Annotated in this window: 24 protein-coding genes and 1 riboswitch; of the genes, 19 read left to right on the forward strand and 5 right to left on the reverse strand. The window is 35.3% G+C overall.

Annotation, left to right across the window (positions count from 1 at the left end):
- On the forward strand, positions 1–266 hold a 266-nt coding region (locus D1B32_RS24170; RefSeq protein ID WP_205126992.1), incomplete at its 5' end, for a hypothetical protein.
- A 36-nt stretch (positions 267–302) separates the two neighbouring features.
- On the opposite strand, the gene D1B32_RS18345 is transcribed toward D1B32_RS24170, so the two are convergent.
- Both D1B32_RS18345 and D1B32_RS18350 read right to left on the reverse strand, forming a co-directional pair.
- Positions 303–689 carry a hypothetical protein gene (locus tag D1B32_RS18345; RefSeq protein WP_118890088.1) on the reverse strand — a complete coding sequence of 129 codons (387 nt, stop codon included), beginning with the start codon at positions 687–689 and terminating at the stop codon, positions 303–305.
- A 110-nt stretch (positions 690–799) separates the two neighbouring features.
- Entirely contained in the window at positions 800–1288 is a 489-nt protein-coding gene (locus tag D1B32_RS18350; RefSeq protein ID WP_148617411.1) for a hypothetical protein, read from the reverse strand.
- A 685-nt stretch (positions 1289–1973) separates the two neighbouring features.
- On the opposite strand from D1B32_RS18350, the gene D1B32_RS18355 reads away from it, so the two are divergent.
- The 11 genes from D1B32_RS18355 to D1B32_RS18405 all read left to right on the forward strand — a co-directional run bounded on the left by D1B32_RS18355 (position 1974) and on the right by D1B32_RS18405 (position 13519).
- Positions 1974–2723, forward strand: a complete 750-nt coding sequence (locus tag D1B32_RS18355) for an IclR family transcriptional regulator (RefSeq protein WP_118890090.1) — start codon at positions 1974–1976, stop codon at positions 2721–2723.
- Positions 2724–2758: 35 nt separating this feature from the next.
- A complete protein-coding gene (locus tag D1B32_RS18360; RefSeq protein ID WP_118890091.1) occupies positions 2759–4066 on the forward strand; it encodes an aspartate aminotransferase family protein in 1308 nt (435 codons plus the stop codon).
- A gap of 50 nt (positions 4067–4116) precedes the next feature.
- Positions 4117–5337 carry an ABC transporter substrate-binding protein gene (locus D1B32_RS18365; RefSeq protein WP_118890092.1) on the forward strand — a complete coding sequence of 407 codons (1221 nt, stop codon included), beginning with the start codon at positions 4117–4119 and terminating at the stop codon, positions 5335–5337.
- Positions 5338–5424: 87 nt separating this feature from the next.
- The gene (locus D1B32_RS18370; RefSeq protein ID WP_240033838.1) at positions 5425–6327 is read left to right on the forward strand and encodes a carbohydrate ABC transporter permease; all 903 of its coding nucleotides are present in this window, start codon (positions 5425–5427) and stop codon (positions 6325–6327) included.
- The gene (locus D1B32_RS18375) at positions 6327–7145 is read left to right on the forward strand and encodes a carbohydrate ABC transporter permease (RefSeq protein WP_118890094.1); all 819 of its coding nucleotides are present in this window, start codon (positions 6327–6329) and stop codon (positions 7143–7145) included. Before D1B32_RS18370 ends, D1B32_RS18375 begins: the two co-directional genes overlap by 1 nt.
- A 23-nt stretch (positions 7146–7168) precedes the next feature.
- A complete protein-coding gene (locus tag D1B32_RS18380) occupies positions 7169–8266 on the forward strand; it encodes a Gfo/Idh/MocA family protein (protein WP_118890095.1) in 1098 nt (365 codons plus the stop codon).
- Between the two features lie 33 nt (positions 8267–8299).
- Positions 8300–9052: an SDR family NAD(P)-dependent oxidoreductase gene (locus tag D1B32_RS18385; protein WP_158586292.1), complete on the forward strand. Its 753-nt coding sequence runs from the start codon at positions 8300–8302 to the stop codon at positions 9050–9052.
- Between the two features lie 32 nt (positions 9053–9084).
- Positions 9085–9960, forward strand: a complete 876-nt coding sequence (locus tag D1B32_RS18390; RefSeq protein ID WP_118890097.1) for an SMP-30/gluconolactonase/LRE family protein — start codon at positions 9085–9087, stop codon at positions 9958–9960.
- A gap of 37 nt (positions 9961–9997) precedes the next feature.
- Entirely contained in the window at positions 9998–11704 is a 1707-nt protein-coding gene (locus D1B32_RS18395; RefSeq protein WP_118890098.1) for an IlvD/Edd family dehydratase, read from the forward strand.
- Between the two features lie 29 nt (positions 11705–11733).
- Positions 11734–12573 (forward strand): amidohydrolase family protein, encoded by an 840-nt coding sequence (locus tag D1B32_RS18400; RefSeq protein WP_118890099.1) that lies wholly within the window; start codon positions 11734–11736, stop codon positions 12571–12573.
- Between the two features lie 55 nt (positions 12574–12628).
- Positions 12629–13519: a fumarylacetoacetate hydrolase family protein gene (locus D1B32_RS18405; RefSeq protein ID WP_118890100.1), complete on the forward strand. Its 891-nt coding sequence runs from the start codon at positions 12629–12631 to the stop codon at positions 13517–13519.
- Between the two features lie 122 nt (positions 13520–13641).
- Here D1B32_RS18405 and D1B32_RS18410 read toward each other — a convergent pair whose 3' ends face one another.
- Positions 13642–14886 carry a TraB/GumN family protein gene (locus D1B32_RS18410; RefSeq protein WP_158586293.1) on the reverse strand — a complete coding sequence of 415 codons (1245 nt, stop codon included), beginning with the start codon at positions 14884–14886 and terminating at the stop codon, positions 13642–13644.
- A 248-nt stretch (positions 14887–15134) separates the two neighbouring features.
- Positions 15135–15235, forward strand: a riboswitch (purine riboswitch).
- 198 nt (positions 15236–15433) lie between these two features.
- Here D1B32_RS18410 and D1B32_RS18415 point away from each other — a divergent pair.
- From D1B32_RS18415 to D1B32_RS18425, 3 genes are all read left to right on the forward strand, one after another.
- Complete coding sequence (locus D1B32_RS18415; RefSeq protein ID WP_095312539.1) at positions 15434–16738, forward strand: NCS2 family permease; 1305 nt, start codon at positions 15434–15436, stop codon at positions 16736–16738.
- A 389-nt stretch (positions 16739–17127) separates the two neighbouring features.
- Entirely contained in the window at positions 17128–17613 is a 486-nt protein-coding gene (locus D1B32_RS18420) for a GyrI-like domain-containing protein (RefSeq protein ID WP_118890102.1), read from the forward strand.
- 107 nt (positions 17614–17720) lie between these two features.
- On the forward strand, positions 17721–18245 hold the full coding sequence (locus tag D1B32_RS18425; protein WP_095312545.1) for a GNAT family N-acetyltransferase: 525 nt from the start codon (positions 17721–17723) through the stop codon (positions 18243–18245).
- A gap of 235 nt (positions 18246–18480) precedes the next feature.
- On the opposite strand, the gene D1B32_RS18430 is transcribed toward D1B32_RS18425, so the two are convergent.
- On the reverse strand, positions 18481–19653 hold the full coding sequence (locus D1B32_RS18430) for an MFS transporter (RefSeq protein WP_118890103.1): 1173 nt from the start codon (positions 19651–19653) through the stop codon (positions 18481–18483).
- 172 nt (positions 19654–19825) lie between these two features.
- On the opposite strand from D1B32_RS18430, the gene D1B32_RS18435 reads away from it, so the two are divergent.
- Positions 19826–20539: a gamma-glutamyl-gamma-aminobutyrate hydrolase family protein gene (locus D1B32_RS18435; RefSeq protein WP_118890104.1), complete on the forward strand. Its 714-nt coding sequence runs from the start codon at positions 19826–19828 to the stop codon at positions 20537–20539.
- 39 nt (positions 20540–20578) lie between these two features.
- On the opposite strand, the gene msrA is transcribed toward D1B32_RS18435, so the two are convergent.
- The gene (msrA, locus tag D1B32_RS18440; protein WP_118890105.1) at positions 20579–21100 is read right to left on the reverse strand and encodes a peptide-methionine (S)-S-oxide reductase MsrA; all 522 of its coding nucleotides are present in this window, start codon (positions 21098–21100) and stop codon (positions 20579–20581) included.
- Positions 21101–21175: 75 nt separating this feature from the next.
- Between msrA and D1B32_RS18445 the strand changes: the two genes are divergently transcribed.
- From D1B32_RS18445 to D1B32_RS18455, 3 genes are all read left to right on the forward strand, one after another.
- Positions 21176–21715, forward strand: coding sequence for an MOSC domain-containing protein (locus tag D1B32_RS18445; protein WP_118890106.1), 540 nt, complete (start codon positions 21176–21178; stop codon positions 21713–21715).
- Between the two features lie 334 nt (positions 21716–22049).
- Complete coding sequence (locus tag D1B32_RS18450; protein WP_095312557.1) at positions 22050–23312, forward strand: Nramp family divalent metal transporter; 1263 nt, start codon at positions 22050–22052, stop codon at positions 23310–23312.
- 262 nt (positions 23313–23574) lie between these two features.
- The gene (locus D1B32_RS18455) at positions 23575–24192 is read left to right on the forward strand and encodes a DUF2179 domain-containing protein (protein WP_392391125.1); all 618 of its coding nucleotides are present in this window, start codon (positions 23575–23577) and stop codon (positions 24190–24192) included.
- Positions 24193–24245: the final 53 nt, after the last annotated feature.

A 24245-nucleotide genomic window follows, 5' to 3' on the forward strand; every position in this document is an offset into this window, starting at 1 on the left:
GTCCTCTCTCATTGATAGTTTGGTCACTTTCAATAATAAGAGAGGTTATTAAAATTTGGAATCGAGTGGCTCATTTTTTATGCGATCAATACCCTAAAAACGGCTCAATTTTAGATTATCAAATACAGATAATAGCAGCAACAATCCCAATGAGCAATATCGGTGTCCATCCTTCTAACATTAAAGCATCCATTTTGTTCCTCCCTTTACATATTCTTATCAAACAAACTGGAGCATTTGTTGAAATATCGCACCAGTTACTTTAAGTACATTACTTCACAAATTACAGTAGTCGTTCTAAGTTATTCTCTATTTTCAAATGGAAGTCTCGAACTTTCATCTTCATATATAGAGTAAGTCCACCCTCCGATTTCCATTTTTGAGCATTGGTCATTATTGCAAGAAAAAAGATAGGACTGCTCATCAGTACGAACACTAACCCCAAAATAGTATGGGAATACTCCACCTTTATTCCTGTCTATACCTGCATCAATAGCAATGATGTTCTCTTTTTCTTCTAACTTCTTATAATCCTCACTCTCAACAGTTTTTTGAATCATTTCACTTAAAATGACTTTTTCTTCTGGGGAAGGTTCATACCATTGCTCAATTAAAAGCCATTTTCCTAATATATACAAATTTACACATAAACTTATTATTAATAAAGCAAGCACAATCTTTTTTTTCATATATCCCATCCTTTATTTAAGTCGACTTATACTAAGCTGCCCCTTTAGTACAATAACTTCTTCGTAAAATAGCGTTAAACCTTCTTGAATTAATGCACCAGTTTGTTGATTTAATCTTTTAATGTTTCAACTTCCTTTATCACACTTGTTAAAGCTAAATCGTTTTCACTTATCGTATGTCCTTCTACAAGGGAGATGTCGTATTCTCCATTAGAGAACTGTATGTAATTCGCATCTTCTTTGTTCCTTTCAAAATATATTGTGTACTTATTTTTAGTCACTGTATTTAATTCCCAACTAGAACCTATTCCTACTCCCACACTGTCTGATATTCTCTTTGCGTAATATCCTTCCTTGTCTTCGATTAATTCTCCAACAAAAAATACATCCTCTCTCGACTGTACTACTAATAACTTTTCCTCTCTTGTCGTTATAATTAAATCAATATTCCCTTCAATATCTTCTTTCTCAATAAAATGTTCCAAAGTTTCTTCTTTAGAAGAGAAATGGTCTATCTTATCTTTCTCACTACAAGCAGATATGAAAAAAATAGCTATAACCAATAAAATAACTATAAATTGTCTAATAATAACCTCCACCAGTTGACTTTTTATAAAAACCAATTGCCATTGTTCAACAATCTTGCCACTTTAGTTAAGTACAATATTTCACAAAATTATTATACCAGATATTAGTAATTATCAGAAAAAATAATATCCTTGTCATTATAATAGTAAAATTCGTCTGAATTAGACGGAATTTATATGTCATTTTATCCGTCAATTATAATGTCATTTGAGTCGAGTTTTTTGAAAATGCACCTCAAAACGGAACCCTTTACTATTTTCTAAAGACAGCTTTTTGTGCACATACTGAGTTTAAATACAAGGTTTATTCACTACTTTGGACTATCCATTAACTATCTTAAAAATCATAGGAAAACTATCCAAAGTGATCACCAACCTGCCAAAAGCGATTCCTATCTTTTTTTAAATCAGTTTTCTAAACTGCATACCCCCTATCTCGTCAACTATTATCAATAAACATGCTCCACCTCATACTCCTCTTCTTCCAAAATCGAAACTACATGAGGCTCCATAATTAAGTGCAAGCTACCGACAATAACAAATTATGATTCAATTAACCTGTAGTAATATTCAGTTTATTCGTAATGAAAGTAATAATTTATTTTGTGTAAATATATTGACAAATTTAATTTGATAAAATATACTTGTTCAAAGAGTTGAACTTAGTTTTTTATGTTGAACGGAAGAGGGGGAATTTATGAAACAATATAATGTACCTGCTTTAGAGAGAGCAATATCGATTTTAGAATTAATCAGCCAATCAACTGAACAATATACTGTAACTGAAATATGTACAAACTTGGACTTACCTAAAGCAACCGTATTTACCATTATGAATACACTCGAACGTTACAAGATGGTTGAAAAGGATACAACTGGCAGATTTCAAATAGGTGCAAAGTTATTTCAATTAGGTATGACATACTTATCCGACTACAGCATGATCGATTTAGCAAAGCCTTATATGAAAAAATTAATGAAAGAAACGGGATTTACTGTTCATTTAGGTATTCTACATGAAAATAGCATTATGTATATTGCTAAAGAAGAACCAAATAGTTTCATTAAATTTTCTACTTATCCTGGTCTAACTACAGAAATTCATCTATCTGGATTAGGAAAAGCTATTTCAGCTTATTTAGGTGATACAGAGATTGATAAGATTTTAACTGAGGAGGGTCTGAAAAAAGCAACTAATAATACTATTACTTCTATGGAAAAGTTTAGACAAGATTTAGCGAAAGTTCGAGAAAACGGTTATTCTCTTGAGGATGAAGAAGGAGAAAAAGGTGTTAGATGTATTGCGGCTCCAATTATTAATGTTCGACTCCAAACACCAACTGCAATTAGTATAACAGCCCATATTTCTCAATTAGAACCGCAACAATATGAGGATATTGGCCTGTTAGTTAAAACAACTGCACAAGAAATATCTAGGATTATATAAGGCCTAATAAATATGAAAAATAAGGAGGTAATTGAATGTTAAATGAAAAAAGTAAGCAATTGCATGAAGAAGCAAAGAAATTTACTCCGGGTGGGGTGCATACTTCAATAAGAAACATCGATCCTCGCTTAATTTTTACAAAATCTGAAGGTGCATATATATATGACGCTGATGGTAATAAATATATTGATTTTCAGGCAGCATTTGGACCTTATATTTTAGGACATAATTATAAAGAGGTAAATGACCGTGTAATAGAATCCCTAGCTAGAACTGACTTATATGGGGTGGGTACAACAGATTTAGAAATAAAATGCGCCGAGAAAATTACAAAGTATGTACCATCAGCAGAACAAGTACTGTTTTGTAATTCAGGTTCTGAAGCAACTTACCATGCGATACGTTTATCAAGAGCGATAACTAACCGTAAAAAATTAATAAAGTTCCAAGGATGTTATCATGGTTGGCACGATTATGTGGCAAGAAATATGTTAAGTGAGCCTCATATGATTGGAAAAAGGGACCCTGGTTCAGCAGGTATGATGGACGAAGCAATCGATAATACATTAATTTGTACATTTAATGACTTAGATAATGTAGAGAGAACACTAGTGGAAAATAAAAATGAAGTCGCGGCATTAATTGTTGAACCGATTCCCCATAATATAGGTTGTATAATGCCGGAAGTAGGTTTTTTACAAGGATTACGAGACTTATGTAGTAAGCATGGAACTATATTAATATTTGATGAGGTAATTACAGGATTTCGTCATGATCTAGGTGGTTATCAAAATGTAAGCGGTGTCACCCCGGATTTAACAACAATGGGAAAAGCAATGGCTAATGGTTTTCCAATGGCGGCATTAGCAGGTAAGAAAGAATATATGGAACGTTTTAATACGAATTCAGGAGGAGATGTCTGGTTTGCTGGTACATACAATGGCCATGCTATTGGAACATCAGCAACTATTGCAACAATGGAAATAATGGAAACAGAACCAGTGCATCAACATATTTTTGCACTCGGAGACAGAATGCGAAATGGTATTCGTGAAATTCATGATCGATTAAGTCTTAAAGCTTATGTTGCAGGATTTGGTTCTGTTTGGACCACTTATTTTATGGATTTTGAACCCAAAAATTATACAGATCTTATGCAGAATGATGCAAAAATGTATGTAACCTATCGTAAAAAGTTATTGGAACGAGGAATTTTTAAAATGCCAATGAATATTAAGCGAAATCATATAAGTTATAGCCATACGAAAGAAGATATCGATAATACATTACAAGCTATAGAGGATGTTTTAAAAGAACTTGTTCAGAGTAGGGTTTCTAAATAATTTGATTTAAATTAATAAATTTATATTAAATCATAAAGGGGATTCTTTATATGAATAAAAAATCAATCATCTTCTCAACTTTTATTGTTATTAGTTTAATTTTAGTTGGTTGCGGAGCTAATGGTAATCAGTCTGAAGGTAGTAGTGGTGATAAGGTTACATTAACATTATGGCATTATTGGTCTGGGCATTTAGAGGAAGTATTGCAAAGTAATGTGAATGATTTTAACGAAACACAAGATGGTATTGAAGTGGAGTTAACTTTTGTTCCTTATAATGAATTAACGCAACAGCTTTTAATTGGAGCAACTAGTCAAGACGTACCGGATATTATTATCGGTGGTATTAACGAAGTTCAATTTTATGCGAAGTCTGGGATTTTAGAAAACATTAATGAACAAGTAGAAAATTCTGGATTAGCAACTGGCATATACGAAAATATTGCTGCTATTCATAAAATAGATGATGAGTTCCATGGGCTTCCACTCCATACAAATGCAGTAGGGCTTTTTTACAACAAGGACTTAGTAGATGAACCTCCTGTAAATTGGGATGAACTAACTAATTTAGCTACAGATTTAACAGAAGATGGTAAATACGGATTTTCTGCTTCTGCGCATAATTCACAACATGGTACTGCATCATGGATTCCTTTTTTATGGTCAACTGGAAGTGGTGTAGAAGATTTGGGAAGTCCTGAAGCAATAAGTTCACTTGAGCTATGGAAAAACATGTACGATGAAAGTATTATGCCTAAAGAAATCTTACAAAAAGAATTAGAAGAGGTTGGAGTAGATTTTTATAATGAAAGAGTTGCAATGATTATTGGGGGTTCTTGGATGATTCCAGCTTTAGAGGAGGAAGCACCAGATTTAAATTGGTCAGTCGCTCAAATTCCGAAAGACCAAATGCATGCTTCCGTAGTTGGTGGAGAAAGTATTGCGATTGGTAAGGGGCAATCTGTTGATGAAGCATGGCAATTTATTGACTTTCTCATGGAACCTGAGCGTCAACTTGAATGGTTAAAAGCGACTGGTAACTTCCCAGCTATAAGCGAGGTAGCAAATGATCCATATTTCCAAGACGATGAAGTTAGAAAAGTGTTTGCAGAAGTTATTTCAACATCTCAAGGATATGGTTGGGGAGAAAACCATAATGAAGTTAACACTGCTATTTATACTGCTATTCAAGAAGCGCTAGTCGGTGGAAGTACCTCTGAAGAAGCTCTTAAAAAAGCAAGTGAAATTATACAACCGTTAATAGAAGAATAAGTTGAGATTTTGTTATCCTCAAATCTAGTTATATTAGATTTGGGGATGACCTCTTAACAAATTTTTTGTAGAAATGGAGGTTGCATGGTGAAACAGAGTGAGTTCAAGAGGATTATAGAAAAGAGTAAAGACTATACCTTTTTAATGCCTGCAAGCTTGTTTTTATTGCTTTTCTTAGTTTATCCAATATTTTTTAACCTCAATCTTAGCTTTAGAGATGTAAATGTCGGTAATTTAATTCAAGGAGAACGTGAACTAGTCGGTTTAAGTAACTATGTCACTGTTTTAAAAGATCCATTATTTGTAAAGGCTTTAGCTAATTCTATAGTCTTTACAGTAGGTACTATTATATTTTCCACATGTATTGGTTTTATGCTGGCTCTTTATTTTAATAAACCATTCCCTGGGAATAAATGGATGCGTTCAATTTTATTGATTGCATGGATGACTCCAATCATCATAATTGGTACGGTTTTTAGATGGATGTTAAGTGGTGAAAATGGAATAATTAACGAAATTTTAATGAATATAGGTATTCTCTCCCAACCAAATTATTGGTTAACCGATACAAATACAGCTCTATTCAGTGTAATCATCACTAATATTTGGATTAGTATTCCTTTTAGTATGGTAATTATATTATCCGGATTACAAGCTTTACCAGGTAATATTTATGAAGCTGCTAAAATTGATGGTGCTAATAGATTTCAACAGTTTTTTTATATCACTTTACCGTTGATGAAGCCAACTCTACTTGTATTATTAATGCTTGGAGTTATATTCACATTTAAAGTTTTTGATTTAATTTATATAATGACTGCTGGTGGGCCTGCTGATGCAACTCAAGTTATTCCTTTTTTAGCTTATCAATTATCGTTTGGAATGTATAGATTTGGAGAAGGAGCTGCTTTATCTAATATTTCCTTTATTATAATTGGGTTATTTGCTTTGGTTTACCTTTATTTTATAAGAAGGGAGGAAGTAATGTAATGGCAAAAAAATGGATACTATCATTTATTGGCCTCTTTATAGTGCTTACATTTTTATTTCCAATTTATTGGATGGTCATATCTTCTATTAAACCAGCTGGAGATATATTTGGTGATTCATCTATTATTCCAAAACGAATAACGTTTGAAGCATATATTAATATATTTAACCAACAGGATATAAGAGTACTAAGTTATTTTAAAAATAGTTTAATCATTAGTTTTGGTGCAATGATAGGTACACTTTGTTTAGCTACGCCAGCGGCTTATGCGATCGCTAGAAGGAAAATAAAAGGCATTACTTTATTCCTTTTATTTGTGTTAATCACTCAAATGTTTCCTAGTAATATGCTTGCATTACCGCTTTATTCTATGTTTGCAAATATTGGCTTGCTAAACACATATACTGGTGTCATTATTGCGAACATGACTCTATCAATCCCCTTTGCAATTTTGGTAATGAGAACTTATTTTTTAATGATTCCTACTGCTTTAGAAGAAGCTGCAGCTATAGATGGTTGTACTCGATGGGGAACATTTTTTAAAATCATTCTACCACTTGCAAAACCTGGGGTGTTTACGGCCGGGGCCTTTAGCTTTTTGTTAGCTTGGGGGGAATTTTTATACTCATTAACGATGTTAAAAAATAATGATTTGTGGCCAGTTACGCTTGGCATGAGACAATTTGTCGGTCAATATAGTACGAACTGGTCCGAATTAATGGCTCTGTCTGTTGTTTCCTCGCTTCCTATAATTATCATTTTTATTTTTACGCAACGATATATTGTAAGTGGGATTACAGCGGGATCGACCAAATAGTTTATTTAAAGGAGAGGTACTATATGAATAGACTGAAGATTGGTATAGTTGGAACGGTGCGTGGAGCTGATTTTTATGAAGACTTTAATTTGTTTAATAATGTAGAGGTTACAGCTGTTATGGATACGGATAAAGAAGCACTCGAAAATTTTAAAAACAAGTATGAAGTGGGTAAAACCTTTACTAATTATGAGGATTTAATTGATTCCAATATCGATGTAGTAGTGTTGACTTCACCAATCCATTTTCATGCAGAACAAGCGATCCAGGCTTTAGACAGGAATATTCATGTTTTATCAGAAGTTACAGCTGCAACAACTTTAGAAGATTGTAAGTTATTATTTGAAGCTGTAAAGCGTAGCAAAGCACAATATATGATGGCAGAAAATTACTGTTATATACGTGAAAATGTCGCTATTCATAATATGGTTTCAAAAGGTGTGTTTGGAAAAGTATATTTTGCAGAAGGTGAATATTTACATAACGTAAAATATTTACATTATGATAAAGCTGGAAATCCTACATGGCGTAGAAGAGAGACAATGGGAAAACGAGGGTGTACTTATGGCACTCATAGTCTTGGCCCAGCTTTGAGTTGGTTTAATGAGAGGGTTAAGTATGTGAACTGTCTAGGTCCCGGATCTCATACCGTTCCGGAATATGAGAATGATGATACTACCATTATGTTATGTAGAACAGAAAGTGGTGCGTTAATAAAGATTAGGTTAGACATGGTTTCTAATCGACCACATAATATGGGATATTACTCACTACAAGGAACAAAAGGGTGTTATGAATCTCCAAGAGTACCAGGAGAACAGCATAGAGTATGGTTACAAGATTATAGTAGATCTAGTGAGGAATGGATTGATCTAGAGGATTTATATGATGAGTTTCTGCCTAAAGAATATATTAACCTTCCTGTTGAACGAAAAGATTCTAATCATTGGGGCGCCGATTATTTTATGATCAAAGATTTTATCAACTGTATCTTAAATGACAAACCAGTAAGAATCGATATTTATAAAGCCTTAGAATATACTTTACCGGGAATTATATCAGAAAAATCTATTAAATTAGGGGGAGCACCTATAGAGGTTCCAGATATTAAACAATGGTAATGTTATCAAGAATAATAGAGGATGGGGTTTATATTGAATAAAAGAGTATTAATTACTGGCGGAGCAAGTGGTATTGGAAGAGGTATGGTTGAAAAGTATCTATCAAATAATTGTAAAGTAATTATTTTAGATAAAGATGCAGAAAATCTATCTAAAACTGTTTCGGAACTAAATGCATTGTATCGAGATATAGAATCCGTTGTTTGCGATCTAGGAAATGAAGAAGATATAAGGAAAACGGTAGAATGGGCGTACGATGTATGGGGAGGCATAGATATCTTAATTAATAATGCTGGCTTTGCTGTTCGAGAATTGTTTGTGGATATATCTTTAGAAACCTGGGATAGAATATTGGACGTAAATTTGAGAGGGACTTTTATTTTAAGTCAGTTGATTTCAAGAAGAATGATTCAAGATAGAATAAGTGGTTCAATTGTAAATATCTCTTCTAAAAATGGCTTAGCTAGTAGTTCTTATTTAGCACACTATAACACCTCCAAGGCTGGTATTAATTTATTGACACAATCGATGGCTGTAGAATTAGCAAAGTTTAATATAAGAGTTAATGCAGTTGCCCCTGGATTTATAGATACACCTTTAGATACTAAGTTAAAACAGGAAGATGTTAGCTTGGATTTGACTGAAAGAACACCGATGAAACGATTAGGTTCTGTTGAAGAAGTTGCGAATGGTGTTTATTTTTTAGCTTCAGATCAAGCCTCGTATATTACTGGAACTATTTTAGTAATTGATGGTGGTCATCTTGCAAATGCTAGTGAATTATAATATAGCTATAAAATATTGAGGTGGAAATCTTTATGGAAATGTGGGAATTAGTTCAGAATGAACAAGCACAATTAGGAGAAAGTCCATCTTGGAATGAGGTAAATCAAGTTTTATATTGGATTGATAGTAAAAAAGGTCGCTTATATATTTATAATCCGAAAAATAATGAGCAACGTAAAATTGAAATAAATGAACAGATTGGCTGTGTAGTCCCAAGGGGAGAACTAGAAGTTGTTATCGCTGCAAAAAGTGGTATTTATTCTGTTCATCTAATAGATGAAACGAAAAAATTAATTAACAACCCTAATAGAGATCCAGAAAATATATTCAATGATGGGAAATGTGATCCAAGGGGGCGCTTTTGGGTGGGGACAATGAACGGTTTAGATGCTTACAAATTTAGTGGTGAATTGTTCTGTATCGACCGCCGCGATCGAAGTATTTCGACTAAACTTCATTCTATTGGATGCTCCAATGGTATAACTTGGTCTCCCGATTTTACCATAATGTACTATATTGATACATTAGCCTTTGAAATTGCAGCTTTTGATTACAATATAGAAACCGCTGAAATCAGTAACAGGAGTGTTGTTGTAAAAATACCTGATGAATATAAATTGCCTGATGGTATGTCAGGGGATACAGAAGGTATGCTGTGGGTCTCCCATTGGGATGCAGGAATTATATGTCGCTGGAACCCACATACTGGAAATTTATTAGATTCCATTCAATTACCTGCTCCACGTGTTACTTCTTGTGTATTCGGTGGAGAAAAGTTAAATGAACTATATGTTACAAGTGCCCGTGAAGGTTTATCTAAAGAACAGCTAGAAGCGTATCCTTCTTCGGGAGGATTATTCCGAATAAAACTAAATGTCCAAGGGTTACGAACATATTCATTTATTTAGTATCTTTAATAAACGTTAAAAAGGGAGGTTTATTCTTTTGAAAAATGAACCTAAAAAAAGTGAGAAATATTTTTCCGATCCGTCAATGTGGGGATTTATTCATCGTTCCTTTACCAAATCGATGGGTTACACAGACGAGGATATAAAAAAACCCGTTATCGGTATATGTAATACGTTTAGTGAACTAAATAAATGCCATTCTCATTTTAATGAACTTGTCGAGTATGTAAAACAAGGAGTATGGCAAGCGGGTGGAACACCAATGGAGTTTCCAACCATTTCTATTGGAGAACCTTATGTAAAACCGACAACAATGCTTTTAAGAAATTTAATGGCCATGGATACAGAAGAAATGGTGAAGGCACATCCAATTGATGGAGTTGTATTAGTTGGTGGATGTGATAAAACGATACCAGCTCAGTTAATGGCCGCAGCTAGTGCAAACACTCCAGCGATTGTACTTTCAGGTGGTCCGATGTTAAATGGCCGTTTAAATGGTGAAAGTCTCGGTGCTTGTACAGATTGCTATCGATTTACTTTAGAACACAGTGCGGGAACCTTAAATGATGAACAATTAGCAGAAGTAGAAAATGCGATTTGTCGTAGTGATGGTCATTGCATGGTAATGGGAACCGCGAGTACAATGGCTTCAATTGCTGAAGCATTGGGTATGGCTTTACCGGGTTGTGCAGCAATACCAGCTGTTGATTCAAGAAGGCGGCATATTTCTCAAATGACTGGTAAGCAGATTGTCCATTTAGTAAAAGATAATCTAAAACCAAGAGATATTATGACAGAAAAGGCTATTGAAAATGCGATAACTGTAACGATGGCAAGTGGTGGTTCAACGAACAGTATTATTCATATTGTTGCTATTGCTCAACGACTTGGAATGAAATTACCTTTGGAAAAATTTGATGAAATTAGCAAAAGGACTCCATTTTTATTAAACTTGCGTCCATCTGGAAAATATCAAATGGAGGAATATTTTGAAGCTGGCGGTGTTCCAGCATTAATGAAAGAATTGGAATCTCTCTTAAATACAGAATGTATTACTGTTACCGGTAAAACAGTAAAGGAAAATATGATAGGTGTTAAAACTTTAGATCGAGAGGTTATTTTTCCATTAGATGATCCTATTGAAAATGATGGGGGTATTGTTGTTTTAAAAGGAAATATTTCTCCAAATGGGGCATTGATTAAGAAGACTGCTGTATCAAAGAAGTTTCTCAAGCATATTGGTAAAGCAGTAGTTTTTGAGTCTTTGCAAGATATGGAAGAAAGGATTAATGATCCTGATCTTGATGTTGATGAAAATAGTGTATTAGTTTTGAAAAATGTTGGACCAAAAGGTGCGCCAGGAATGCCAGAAGTTGGACAAATTCCTATACCAAAGAAGTTATTGAAAAGGGGTGTGCGTGATATGGTTCGTATTTCTGATGGAAGAATAAGTGGTACCTCTTACGGTACGCTCGTTGTACACGTTGCTCCAGAAGCAGCAGTTGGTGGACCGTTTGCTTTGATTAAAAATGGTGATGAAATTGAAATAGATCTAAATAATCGAATCTTACAACTGCACGTAGATTCCGATGAACTTAAAAGTAGAAGTTCGAAATGGAAAAAACGAGGCACCTATTATGATCGTGGATATGGCTTATTATTTGAGGAAAGAGTTCTACAAGCTGATTTAGGGTGTGATTTTGACTTTTTATTACCTAAAGAATTAAGACCCCTTAATGATTAAAAATGAGATGAAAAGCGAGGAGGATAATGATGGTATTTGATTGCCATACTCATCTATTTGGTCCAGGACAGGTAACAGGTGCAATGAGAACTGCGTGTAAAAGAGCTTGGGGTGATGAGCATGAACTAGTTGCGCTACCAGAAGAAAATTGGGAGAGTGTAAAAGACGTAGATGGTGCAATAGTTTTAGCATTTGATGCACCTGCAACCGGGACAAAAGTGCCGAATGAATATGTTGCAGAATATGTTTCGAAACATCCTGGAAAATTATTCGGTTTTGCTAGTGTAGACCCAAATAATTATCTTGCTCCTAGTATATTAGAAACTGCTATTAAAGAGTTAAATTTGAGTGGTCTGAAGTTAGGACCAATGTATCAAAATTTTTATCCAGATGATAAAAAACATTTCTCACTTTATGCTAAAGCAGATGAACTAAATATTCCTATTTTATTTCATCAAGGTACCTCCTTTGTTCCAGAAGGATTTTTAGATGCTTCACGCCCTGCTGCGCTGGATCCAATTGCAAGGGAATTTCCAGATTTAAAAATAATTATTGCACATATGGGACATCCATGGGTAGGAGAATGTATTTCCGTTGTTCGGAAAAATACAAATATGTATATGGATTTATCGGCTTTAGGTGGACGTCCATGGCAATTTTATAATGCTATGGTATTAGCAATGGAATATGGGGTAACTCATAAAATATTATTAGGATCTGACTTTCCTTTCTTCACTATTAAAGAAACGATAGATCTGTTATGGCGGATTAATGATGTTGTTGAAGGAACAAAGATGCCAAAAATACCTAATCAAATTATAGAAGATATTATAAATCGAATGACCCCTGAAATTCTAAATTTAAGTTAATAAACTTTTATATAGAGATTTAGAGAATTTTGTGATATGAAGGAGGTAATTGGAGATGAAGTTGCTAACTATTTTAAATGAAGGAAAAGAAGTATTAGGTGTTAAAACAAATGAAGGTATTATTAATATTAGTCAAACACTATCTATTCATCCAAATGCTAATATTCCAACTAATTTGATGGATGTAATTAACGGTGGAGAAAAAGTTGTAAATGAAATTGAATACTATATTAAACAATTACCAACTGATTCTATTCAATATCTTAATGAAGAAGAAATTGAATGGGGTCCAGCAGTAACGAGACCTAATAAAATCATTTGTGTAGGTTTAAACTATAGAAAACATGCGGATGAAACAAAAGTTCCATATCCTGAAACTCCGATTTTATTTACTAAATATAACAATACTCTTACTGGACATGAAAAAGATATTACAGTCCCGAAGGTAACAAACAAGCTAGACTACGAGGTAGAGTTAGGAATTGTTATTGGAAAGGAAGCTAAAAATATCTCGAAACAAGACGCATTAAATTATGTGTTTGGTTATGTTACAGCAAATGATTTATCTGCTCGGGATTTACAATTTGTGTCCTCTCAATGGCTATTGGGTAAAAGCTGTGATGGATTTAGTCCAGTAGGTCCTTATCTAGTTACTCGTGATGAGATTAAAAATCCAAATAATTTACAACTTAAAACGATTGTAAATGGTGAGGAAAGACAAAACTCTAATACAAGAGATATGATCTTCTATTGCGATGAGATTATTAGTTATATTTCAAAATATATGACACTAGTACCTGGAGACTTAATATTAACTGGTACCCCGGAAGGAGTAATATTAGGTGACCCAGAAGACAAACAAGTATATTTAAAACCTGGTGATGAAGTTAGTGTGGAGATAGAAAAAATAGGTAATTTAACTAATCGATTTGTAAAAGATCATTAATTGTCTGTTCCATTTATAACTTGTCTTTTGTAATTGAACTTTATAATAATATAACCCTTTACTGGTGTGTATCTTTAGCTATCAAATAAAAAAAGCTGTCTCGAATTGAGACAGCTCTCCAATCAATAAACATGCTCCACCTCATACCCCTCTTCTTCCAAAATTGAAACTACATGAGGCTCCATAATTAAGTGCAAGCTACCGACAATAACAAAGTATGTATCGCCATTATCTTCCTCAAGAAACTCCGTAATTGTATCAGCCATTCCATAGTTACGTTCATCATTCAATGCTTCCATAAATGCTTGTTCTTCAGCTGTTGGTTCTGCCTCTTCCTCGGTTAAAGCAGTTAATAGTTCATCGACATCCCCTTCTTTATAGAGGTTGAATAGCTCTAGCATATCTTCCTCATAATCATCGATATCAACTAATGATTCCTCTAGCATTTGAATTTGATAGTCATCCGATGTATCAGCAAAAATGCTCAGCTGTTCCTCAACTGTTTCGAGGGCAATAATTTCTTTGTCATCTTGAGCGGCTCTGTCTAAAAAGTATTGATCGACCCCATTCATAAAACCAAGTTGTTCTGTCATGAGCTGTTGAATGGTGGAGGATAGGAACCATGGCTTAAAGCCTTCAACCATCTGTAATGGCAATCCAAGTTCATCTAGTGTCGCAGATAAATCAGAATACACATCTTCTGGAATATGATCTTCTATTGTGGTCCCGTCTTGATAGGCGCCAAGATCCATTGTTAATTGCTGTACCTCCATTACATTTAAATCGGTTATATCAATTTCAGGCACAACGACATCAGCTTCTCGATATGCATCTTCAATTTTTTCGTTTAATGGATAGAAGTCTTCTGTTCCAGCATGAATGGTTCCTTGCAGATAAACGGTTGTATCACCGTTTTCTACTTTCCACAAAAAGCCACCCGGACCATCCGGACTTCCGACGACTTCTGTTTCTTCTGTGAAGTGAACGACAACGTCTTGTTCGGTTAATTCATCTAATAGTGCTTGTTGCTCCTCATCAATTGGATTACTCCTTACATTAACTTCTTCGAGACTTTCTAAATCCTTTAAAAGAGAGAAATCATTAATTTCATTATCTTCTAATGATAATACTTTCAAATCATCTAATAACTCTATTCCAGTAAGGTCCTGAATACCTAAACCAGAAAGGTCAAGCTCAACTAATTCATCGAAATCTGACTCGTATAACTCTCCGTCTGTTTTTTCAACTTCCGCACGTAATCCTTCCTCTAATTGTTCATCGGAAAAAGAAACAGCTTCTTCTGATTGACATGCCGTGATAACAAGTGCAAGAATCACAATCAGTAAGTTGGCAAATAGGCGTTTCATAAGAACAGCTCCTCTTGTATGTTGTGTTTTTATCATTGGGATGAAAATAAGTGATGGTGAAGTTTTGTACTAATATTATCCCTGTCTCAATTATAAATGATAATTGGTATGATTAGGAAAATAATATGAAAAAACTCTGGTCATGATTAGTTTTATAAATCAGATTAAAATTTAACGAACGTTAATATATTTTTACATAAATAATGTACGCATTTTGTTGACAAATCGTTACTGAGTTAGTAATCTATTGATGTGAATTAAAAGAAAAGCGTATAATTTCGGGGATAGGGCCCAGAGTTTCTACCAGACTACCGTAAATGGTCTGACTACGCAAAGATGAAAGTAATCAAGGGATTGATGTAATCTCTTGTATTACCCCTTCTTGCATAGTTAATGGGTAGTGCTCTTGGTCAAATGATCAAGGGCATTTTGGCAAGCATAAAAGTATAAAACTTTTAAATTTGCATGAGTGCTACTAAGGCATCCGCTTAAAAGCATAGCGAATGCCAAGTTTGCTAATTTCCGAAAAAGCTGAGGAGGACAATGAATGAAAAAGTATTTTCAGTTTGATGAACTGCGGACGAATTACAGAACGGAGTTTATGGCTGGTTTAACCACGTTTTTAGCGATGGCATATATTCTTTTTGTTAACCCATCAATACTTGCTGAAGCGGGAATGGATGAACAGGCTGTCTTTGCAGCAACTGCCATAGCTGCAGCTGTTGGTTCGTTATTTATGGGAGTGATTGCGAAGTATCCAATTGCATTGGCGCCTGGAATGGGATTAAACGCCTTTTTTGCATACACGGTTGTATTAGGCTATGGTATTCCTTGGCAAACGGCATTAGCAGGAGTTCTAGCATCAGGAATTATCTTTATTATTTTTACATTAACAGGTTTACGTGAACTGATTATAAATGCTATTCCTGCAAATATGAAATTAGCAGTTGGAGCAGGGATTGGGTTATTCATTGCTTTAGTTGGGCTTATTAACTCAGGAATTATTGTTAGTGATGAAGCCACTTTAGTTGCACTTGGTGACTTAACTTCACCAACTGTTTTATTAGCTATCTTTGGGGTTGTCGTATCTGTCATACTTCTAACGCTCGGTCTAAAGGCTGGGATTTTCTACGGGATGATTCTAACGGCAATTGTGGGAATGATCTTCGGGTTAATCGCTGCACCTTCCGGAATTGGCAGTATTGTAAGTTCTGTTCCAAGTCTAGAGCCAACATTTGGTCAAGCGTTTTTGCATTTTGGTGAAATTTTTACATTAGAAATGCTCGTTGTTATTCTAACGTTCTTATTTGTTGATTTCTTTGATACTGCAGGGACACTGTTAGCAGTCGCAAGGCAAGCTGGTTTAGTGAAAGATAATAAACTGCCTCGTGCAGGAAGAGCATTGTTTGCAGATTCGACTGCAACTGTAGTTGGAGCAGTTGTTGGTACATCTACAACAACTTCTTATGTCGAATCAACGTCTGGTGTTGCTGTTGGTGGACGCTCTGGATTCACCTCGGTTGTTACAGCTGGATTCTTCTTATTGGCTTTGTTCTTCTCACCATTATTAAGTGTTGTAACAGCAGAAGTGACAGCTCCTGCATTAATTATCGTCGGTGTGATGATGGCGAGTGCGCTGAAACATATTGAATGGGAACAATTTGAGATCGCAGTACCTGCTTTTTTAACAGTACTCATGATGCCGTTAACCTATAGTATTGCAACAGGAATTGCAATTGGATTTATTTTCTATCCAATCACAATGATTGTAAAAGGGCGGGCGAAAGAAATACATCCAATCATGTACGGATTATTTGTTGTCTTTGTTCTATATTTTGTTTTCTTAAGTTAGCCAAGAGAATGTTTCTTTTCTCTTGGCTTTTTTTATGTATCTATCCAATTACTGATGGTCACAATGAAATGGCTGATGTTTTAAATGAAAAAGCTGATGTTCACAAATAGTTTTTCACGAATACTTACTCACATCAAAAAGTTGAATCAATATGTAATACGTTGGATTATTACCACGAAATAAACATAAAAAAGGACTACTGTTGCAGATTTGAAATAAAGTTAAATCGTTTGTAAGAAGTTCGACCATTTATTCAAAAGGTTGCACCGTTTTCCCCCTTTGGATAAGATGAATCCAAAGGGTTTTTTACGGAAAACCATATTCCGCAATCAGGCCATTATGCGGAATAACGTTATGAAGGATTTTTATTTTTGGAGGGAGGGTATCTAATGAAAAACTTTCATTACGAAATTAAAAAGCTTCCTGCCTATCGTGCTATGGGAATTAAATGCGACGTTGCATTTACTGAAATGAAAAAGATTAAAGATGTGATTCAAAGTGGAATTAACAGAGTGGATGAGCTTGAATATGCTGTAAATAAAGATACAAGATTGGGCTTTTCTTATCATATTCGATCAGATGGTTTCGTTTATTATTCTGCCTATGAAGTACGGGAGGAACAACAACTTCCAGAAGATATGGTTGAAATTCATGTGCCAGAAATGACCTACTTGGCCACAAAACATGATGGTGGAAGTATTGAAGAAACTTATGGAAAAATCATGGAATGGCTAAATGAAAATGAATACATAGTTTTTAAAGAGCAAGGTGTTGATTACTATGATGACTTGCCGATAAAGCATGAAAAATACCCAATTGATGTAGATACAAGGGATCCACATTTTGAAATCTTAATACCTATAGAAAAGCTATAGACAATCTAAATGAGGTGCTTTTGCGGAACAAGCGCTTTGCAGGCCATTTAATGGATTAATAAGGTAGCTTAGTAACAAATCATTTGACATTCAAAGGAGGAGTTTCTTTGAAGTTTAACACTGAAAGATTAACAATTCGACCGTTTAAAAGTAATGACTTACATAATGTATTTAACATTTACAAAAACGATGATACATGTAAATATCTCCTGCATGATAAATGGACACATGAAAATATGGAAGAAGAGTTTAATAAAAAGCTAGAAAATAGTGCACTTACTAAAGAATCAATGTTAAGTGTGGCGGTAGTAAATCGTTCTAAAGTAATTGGAGATTTATCTGTATGGTATACAGATATGAAAGATACTGTTGAAATTGGTTATAGTTTTTCTAATGAATCTTCAGGAATGGGTTATGCAACAGAAGCCGTGGGCAGTTTAGTCAAGAAGCTATTTGATGAATTTGATGTGCATCGTATACAAGCTAACCTTGATGCAAGAAATGAAGCATCACAAAAATTATGCGAGCGTATTGGTATGAGGAAAGAAGCTCATTTCATTCAGGATTTTTGGAATAAAGGGGAATGGACAGATAGCATTGTATATGGAATGTTGCTTTCAGATTTAAATTAAAGCTAAAATCAAGAATACCTGCTAATATCAGTTTAACCGAACTTAGGTAAATAGAGTGGGATTGTCGAAAATCACATAAGAAAGTGGTCAAGCTTTTTTATAAAAATTGAACAATCCCTCACAAAGAAAAGAATCCATTTTGATCAGTCTTTTTTCAAAATGGATTCGTAATACTAGTATTTTGATCGACCTTTATTTTAAACCTACTACTAACAAAATAGAAGCTCCTAATACATTATTCCACTTCCCGAACCGCACCCTCTTTTCCGAATGGCAGCAAGTGATAAAGAATAAGCGAGACCGTTCCGATTGCTGCGAGAGACCCCATAACTAGATACATCATGCTTCCACCAAATAATTCGATAATTGGACCACCTGCTAATGAGCCGATAATCCCGGAAAGACCAAAGTACACAGAGAAGAAAATGAGATGACCAGTTGATTGTAGTAAACTTGGAATTAATCGTGTCACATATTCAAAGGCAGCTGTGTAAAATACACCAAACGTTAATCCATGCATGAATTGAAGTGCGATAACATGCATCGGGTCATCAACATATGCGTATAAGAACCAACGAATCGTATAAAGGATTGCTGCAGCTATGATAAAGATTAATGTTCGGTACTTTTTGAACCAAAAGCCTGCAAGTGCAAATACTGCAGCTTCTGAAATAACTCCCATGAACCAAGCAAGTCCAACTAACGATTCGCTTCCGCCAAGTTCTGCAATATAGAGTGCTATATAATAATCATTCATGCGGTGGGTTATGGTAATAAAGACAATGACAACCAGAAAGAGAAGGAAAGGTTTATTTGTAAAAATTTTGCGAACATCTTTCAACTTTACAGGCTCTGATTCCACTTTCACATCTTTCATTGGAATGAGGACAAATAAAATAACGAGTCCGAAAAATAAATACGGCCAAATCATATATTGAACACCGAATTGGTCAAGAATTCTACCAACAATTAATGCTGAAATTGCAAAGCCAACAGAACCCCACATCCGAATTGAACCAAAGGAAATATTTAATTCATCTGCTCGTCTTTGGGCAAGGCTGTCACTTAGCGCTCCAATTGGTGTCGCGAAGAAGTAAAACGCTGCGCCTGTAATTAAGATAGTCGATAATGTATCCATCTGAAAGAAGATAGAGCTTCCAATTAGGAGACCAATCACACAAATGAACAATATTTTTCGTACTGTTTTGAATTTATCGCTTAAATATCCCCAAATTGGCTGTGCAAGAAGGGATGCACAAGATTCAACTGCGAGCACCCAGCCAATTTCAGTTCCGTTTAACCCACGATAATGTAAATAAAGTGGCAAAAAACTAATCAGAATGGTGTTGGAGGCATGAAAGCTTACAAATAATGTTTTTAAAGGTATAAGTGATTTTTGTATGGACAAACGTCTTGGGCCCTCCTTATATAAAGTCTACGATTAAATAGTAAGCATATAAATGAATGTGTTAGACTACTATACCATGATTTTTTAGTGTTAAATAGAATTGTTAAGAAAAAAACAAATAACAGATTAATCAGAATGTATTGGTTGCACAGACCAATTAGGAGGAGTTGTAATGAAACCAATTATTGGAGTAACAGCGTCCATGGAAACGGACCGGGCTTACTACAGTACAGCTAAACGAAATGTGAAAGCAATTATCGATGCAGGAGGTATCCCTGTCATTCTACCATACATCATAGAAGGGGAGGATGTTGCAGAAATTGTTAACCGGTTGGATGGTCTTTATGCCACAGGTGGGGGAGATATCGACCCGATTCTATTTGGAGAAGAACCGCACCCTAAGCTTGGTTTGATTATACCGGAACGCGATCAATCGGAACTTATTCTTATTCAAAAAATGCTAGAAATGAAAAAACCAATTCTTGGTGTTTGTAGGGGAAGTCAGATTTTAAACATAGCTGCTGGTGGAGATATGTATCAAGATATTTATTCGCAAATCGATAAGCAATTGCTCCAGCATTCGCAAAAAGCGCCTTTTGATTATGGTTCCCATTTTGTTTATGTCAAGAAAGACTCGCTATTACACAAGCTGACAGGTGAAGATAAATTACGTGTGAATAGCTATCACCACCAGGCTAATCGTAAGGTTCCGAAAGAGTTTCAGATTAGTGGGGCTGCAAGTGATGGTGTGATTGAGGCAATTGAGAGTAAAACCCATCCTTTTGTACTTGGCTTGCAATGGCATCCGGAGGGGATGACGGAAGTAAATGATGAAGCATCGCTTAAAATTTACGCTGGCTTCATTAAGGCAAGTATTTCTAAATAGAAGGAGAGCTGTCTTTTAAAGACAGCTCCCTCCTCGCAATTATTTCCAAACGCTATCAATAAACTCATCTCTTCCAGATTTCGCACGGTCTTCTTCATATTCCGCTTTATGCGTTTTGTAAAAATCCTGATGGTAATCTTCTGCATGATAAAAGGTGGTAGCTGGAAGAGTCTCTGTAACAATCGGTTTTGAGAATTTGCCACTTGCAGCTAATTCCTGCTTAGCAGTCTCCGCTAATTCTTTCTGGTTTTCATCGTGATAAAAGATTGCAGTACGATATTGGTCTCCACGATCATCAAACTGTCCCCCAGCATCTGTAGGATCAATTTGTTTCCAAAATAAATCAATGATTGTCTCGTAGGAAATTATATCTGGATCATAGGTGATTTCAACTGCTTCATAATGTCCCGTTGTACCAGTTTTTACTTGTTCATATGTCGGGTTTTTCACATGTCCACCAATATATCCGGAAATAACACTATGTACGCCATCCCATTGATCAAATGGCTTTACCATACACCAAAAGCAGCCCCCTGCAAATGTCGCCTTTTTAATTGTCATTCATGATTCCTCCCTGTATGAATTGGAACGATAATCTAGTAAAATATACTATATCACAAATAAGCAGGTGACATAATGGAAGAACCTCACGTACATAAAATATTTACAAATCATAAGGAGTTAATGGAATCCTTTTTATTACAGAAAACGGGATTTTTGAGTGATGCAGAGAGTCAAGATGCTAATAAAAGCAAAATGGATAAAGCAATCTTTGCTTACCCAATTAAACATTATACGGAGTTGCAAGACATGGGGTCGAACGGTGAAAATTTTGCTGTGCTTGAAATGGATGAATTTACTGTGTTTATTGGAGATACGTTTAAAATTGGTGATGCCATTATTCAAGTTTCGCAGCCCGGCCCTGTATCAAGGCAACATCTTCAAGGTGGATTACAAACAGGCTGGTACTTTCGGATAATACAGGAGGGGATGATTCAAGGCGCGACAGATTTTGAATTACTTGAGCGCCCATATCCAGAATGGTCAATTGCGGCATGTACAGAAGTAGTATATTTGCATCAAGATGATTTTCGCGCTGCAGATGATTTGTATGCCTGTGAAGCACTTGGTGATATTTGGAGACGTACATTGCGAAAGAGATTACGGGGATTTTAATTGACCTTAAGTGCGTGTTCACCAGATTTTTTGAACAACCTTCTATAATCAAATATCGATGCACAAAGGAATGGTTATCTTGCTAGCCATTCCTTTTATGATATTAGAATATACAGTGCTTGTAATTCGTAATTCCAATAACTTCCACGTAAGTGTTACTTCGCGCATTTCTACAAGTTCTCGGGCGGCACCTCTACAAGAATTTAGTTTTATTCCTATTTAGGAAGGGTAGTAGAAAAAGGATGTATCAATTACATTTGTTGACGAATTGTTATACATATACATGCAATTCGAAACATAGGGATTAAAAAAATGAAAAATTAGAGGTGAGTCAATGGGGTTAACCCAGCAAGAAAACGATGATTCAGACGGTAGGAAGGATACAATTATTGACAAGATAAAGAGCGTTGGTCCAGGGGCCATTATTGCCGCGTCATTTGTTGGTCCGGGGACTGTGACAACAGCAACGCAGGCTGGTGCATCATTTGGCTACGCGCTTGTCTGGGCGGTTGTGTTTTCGATTATTGCTACCATGGTTTTGCAGGAAATGTCAGCTCGCCTAGGAATTATCGCACAAAAAGGTTTGGCAGAGGCGATAAGAGATCAATTTGCAAATCCTATTATTAAATATAGTGTGATTTGGTTTGTGATCATAGCCATTTCGGTAGGCTGTGCAGCGTATATGAGTGGTGATTTGAATGGCACATCATTGGGTATATCTGCTTTAACAGGTGGATCGGTTAAAATGATTGGTCCGATCGTTGGTGTTATTATCCTAATACTTGGATTAACGGGAAGTTATAAATTAATTGAGAAATTAATGATTGTATTTGTCGTTCTCATGAGTGTTATCTTCATTACAACCATGTTTATAGCAAAGCCAGATATTGGAGGGATTCTTACTGGAATGTTTGTGCCGACAATTCCGGTTGGTTCCATTATTACGGTTATTGCTTTAATCGGAACAACAGTTGTACCGTATAATTTGTTTATTCACTCTACATCTGTGCAGGAAAGATGGAATAAGCCTGAGCATTTGAAAAAGTCACGTTGGGACATTTATTTATCGATTGGCGTCGGAGGATTGATCACAGCAGCTATCTTAATTACATCCGGTACATTAATGAGAGGAATTGAAGTTCAAAGTGTTGTCGATTTAGCGGTACAATTAGAGCCGCTTTTAGGAACCTATGCAGAAGCTTTTCTTGCAATTGGTATCTTTTCAGCAGGGTTTTCTTCTGCTACTGCATCAGCACTAGGGGCAGCAATCACAGTCAGCAGTATGCTAAAGTGGGAGAATGGGATGAAAAATTGGCGTTTTAAAGCGGTCTTTGCTTCCGTTATCCTCATTGGAATCATTACCTTTATCTTCAATTTCCAGCCGATGGATGTTCTACTTTTTGCTCAAGCACTAAATGGCATCCTTTTACCTGGTATTGCGATCTTGTTAATGATTATTATGAACAACAAAAAAACACTTGGCAGCTATCGCAACTCCATAAAAATAAATGTGATCGGTTCTGTTGTTGTGTTAATCTGTCTTGGTCTCGGTATGTATAGTTTTGTTACCGCTATTCAATCATTCTTAGCATTATAATAGGTGAGTTAGCATGATAATCAAGAAAAGTTCCATTATTGGTGTCCCTGTGCTTTTTTGGCTGGACACCAATTTGGTATGCTCGGATGAAAAAGGAAATTACCCACAGATGGAAAGATAGCTCATAAAAAAAATAATGCGATGGTACAAATTATATTTAAAATGAGGTATTCTAAAAGTGTGTATTTAAAATGAAATTTTACAACCTCTAAAATGGAAAGAAATCTAAGGAGGAATTCTATTGCTAAGTAATGCATTAATCATGCTCGCAATTATTTTTGCTGTTAATGTTGTCTACGTATCATTAATGACTATCCGAATGATTTTGACACTTAAAGGACGCAAATATATTGCTGCTTTTGTCAGTGTGTTTGAGATAACTGTATATATTGTTGGTTTGGGACTTGTACTAGATAATTTAAATGAAATTCAAAACTTAATTGCTTATGCACTTGGGTTTGGAACGGGATTAATTATTGGCTCCATAATTGAAGAAAAGCTGGCGCTCGGTTACATAACAGTTAATGTTGTTTCCACTAATCCTGATCTTAAATTTACAAAGAGAATTAGAGAAAAAGGATATGGAGTCACAAGCTGGTCATCGTATGGGATGGATGGAGATCGGTTATCGATATCAATTCTCACCCCGAGAAAATATGAGTTAAGGCTATACGAACTGATCCAGGAAATAGATCCGAAAGCATTTATCATTTCCTATGAACCAAAACGGATTCATGGCGGTTTTTGGGTTAAGCAAGTACGAAAAGGAAAGCTAATGAATCCAAAGAAAAAAGCTGCTGCAGAATCGGCGAAAAAGCAAATAGAGCGGGAAGAGCTAATGAAAGAAGATCCCAGTTCAGTAAATCAAGAAAAGAAATGAGTAGACGTTCATAAGTCTATTCATTTTTTTATGCATTGTTATAAGATATGGAT

The sequence above is a fragment of the Oceanobacillus profundus genome (assembly GCF_003515705.1).
Lineage (GTDB): Bacteria > Bacillota > Bacilli > Bacillales > Amphibacillaceae > Oceanobacillus > Oceanobacillus profundus.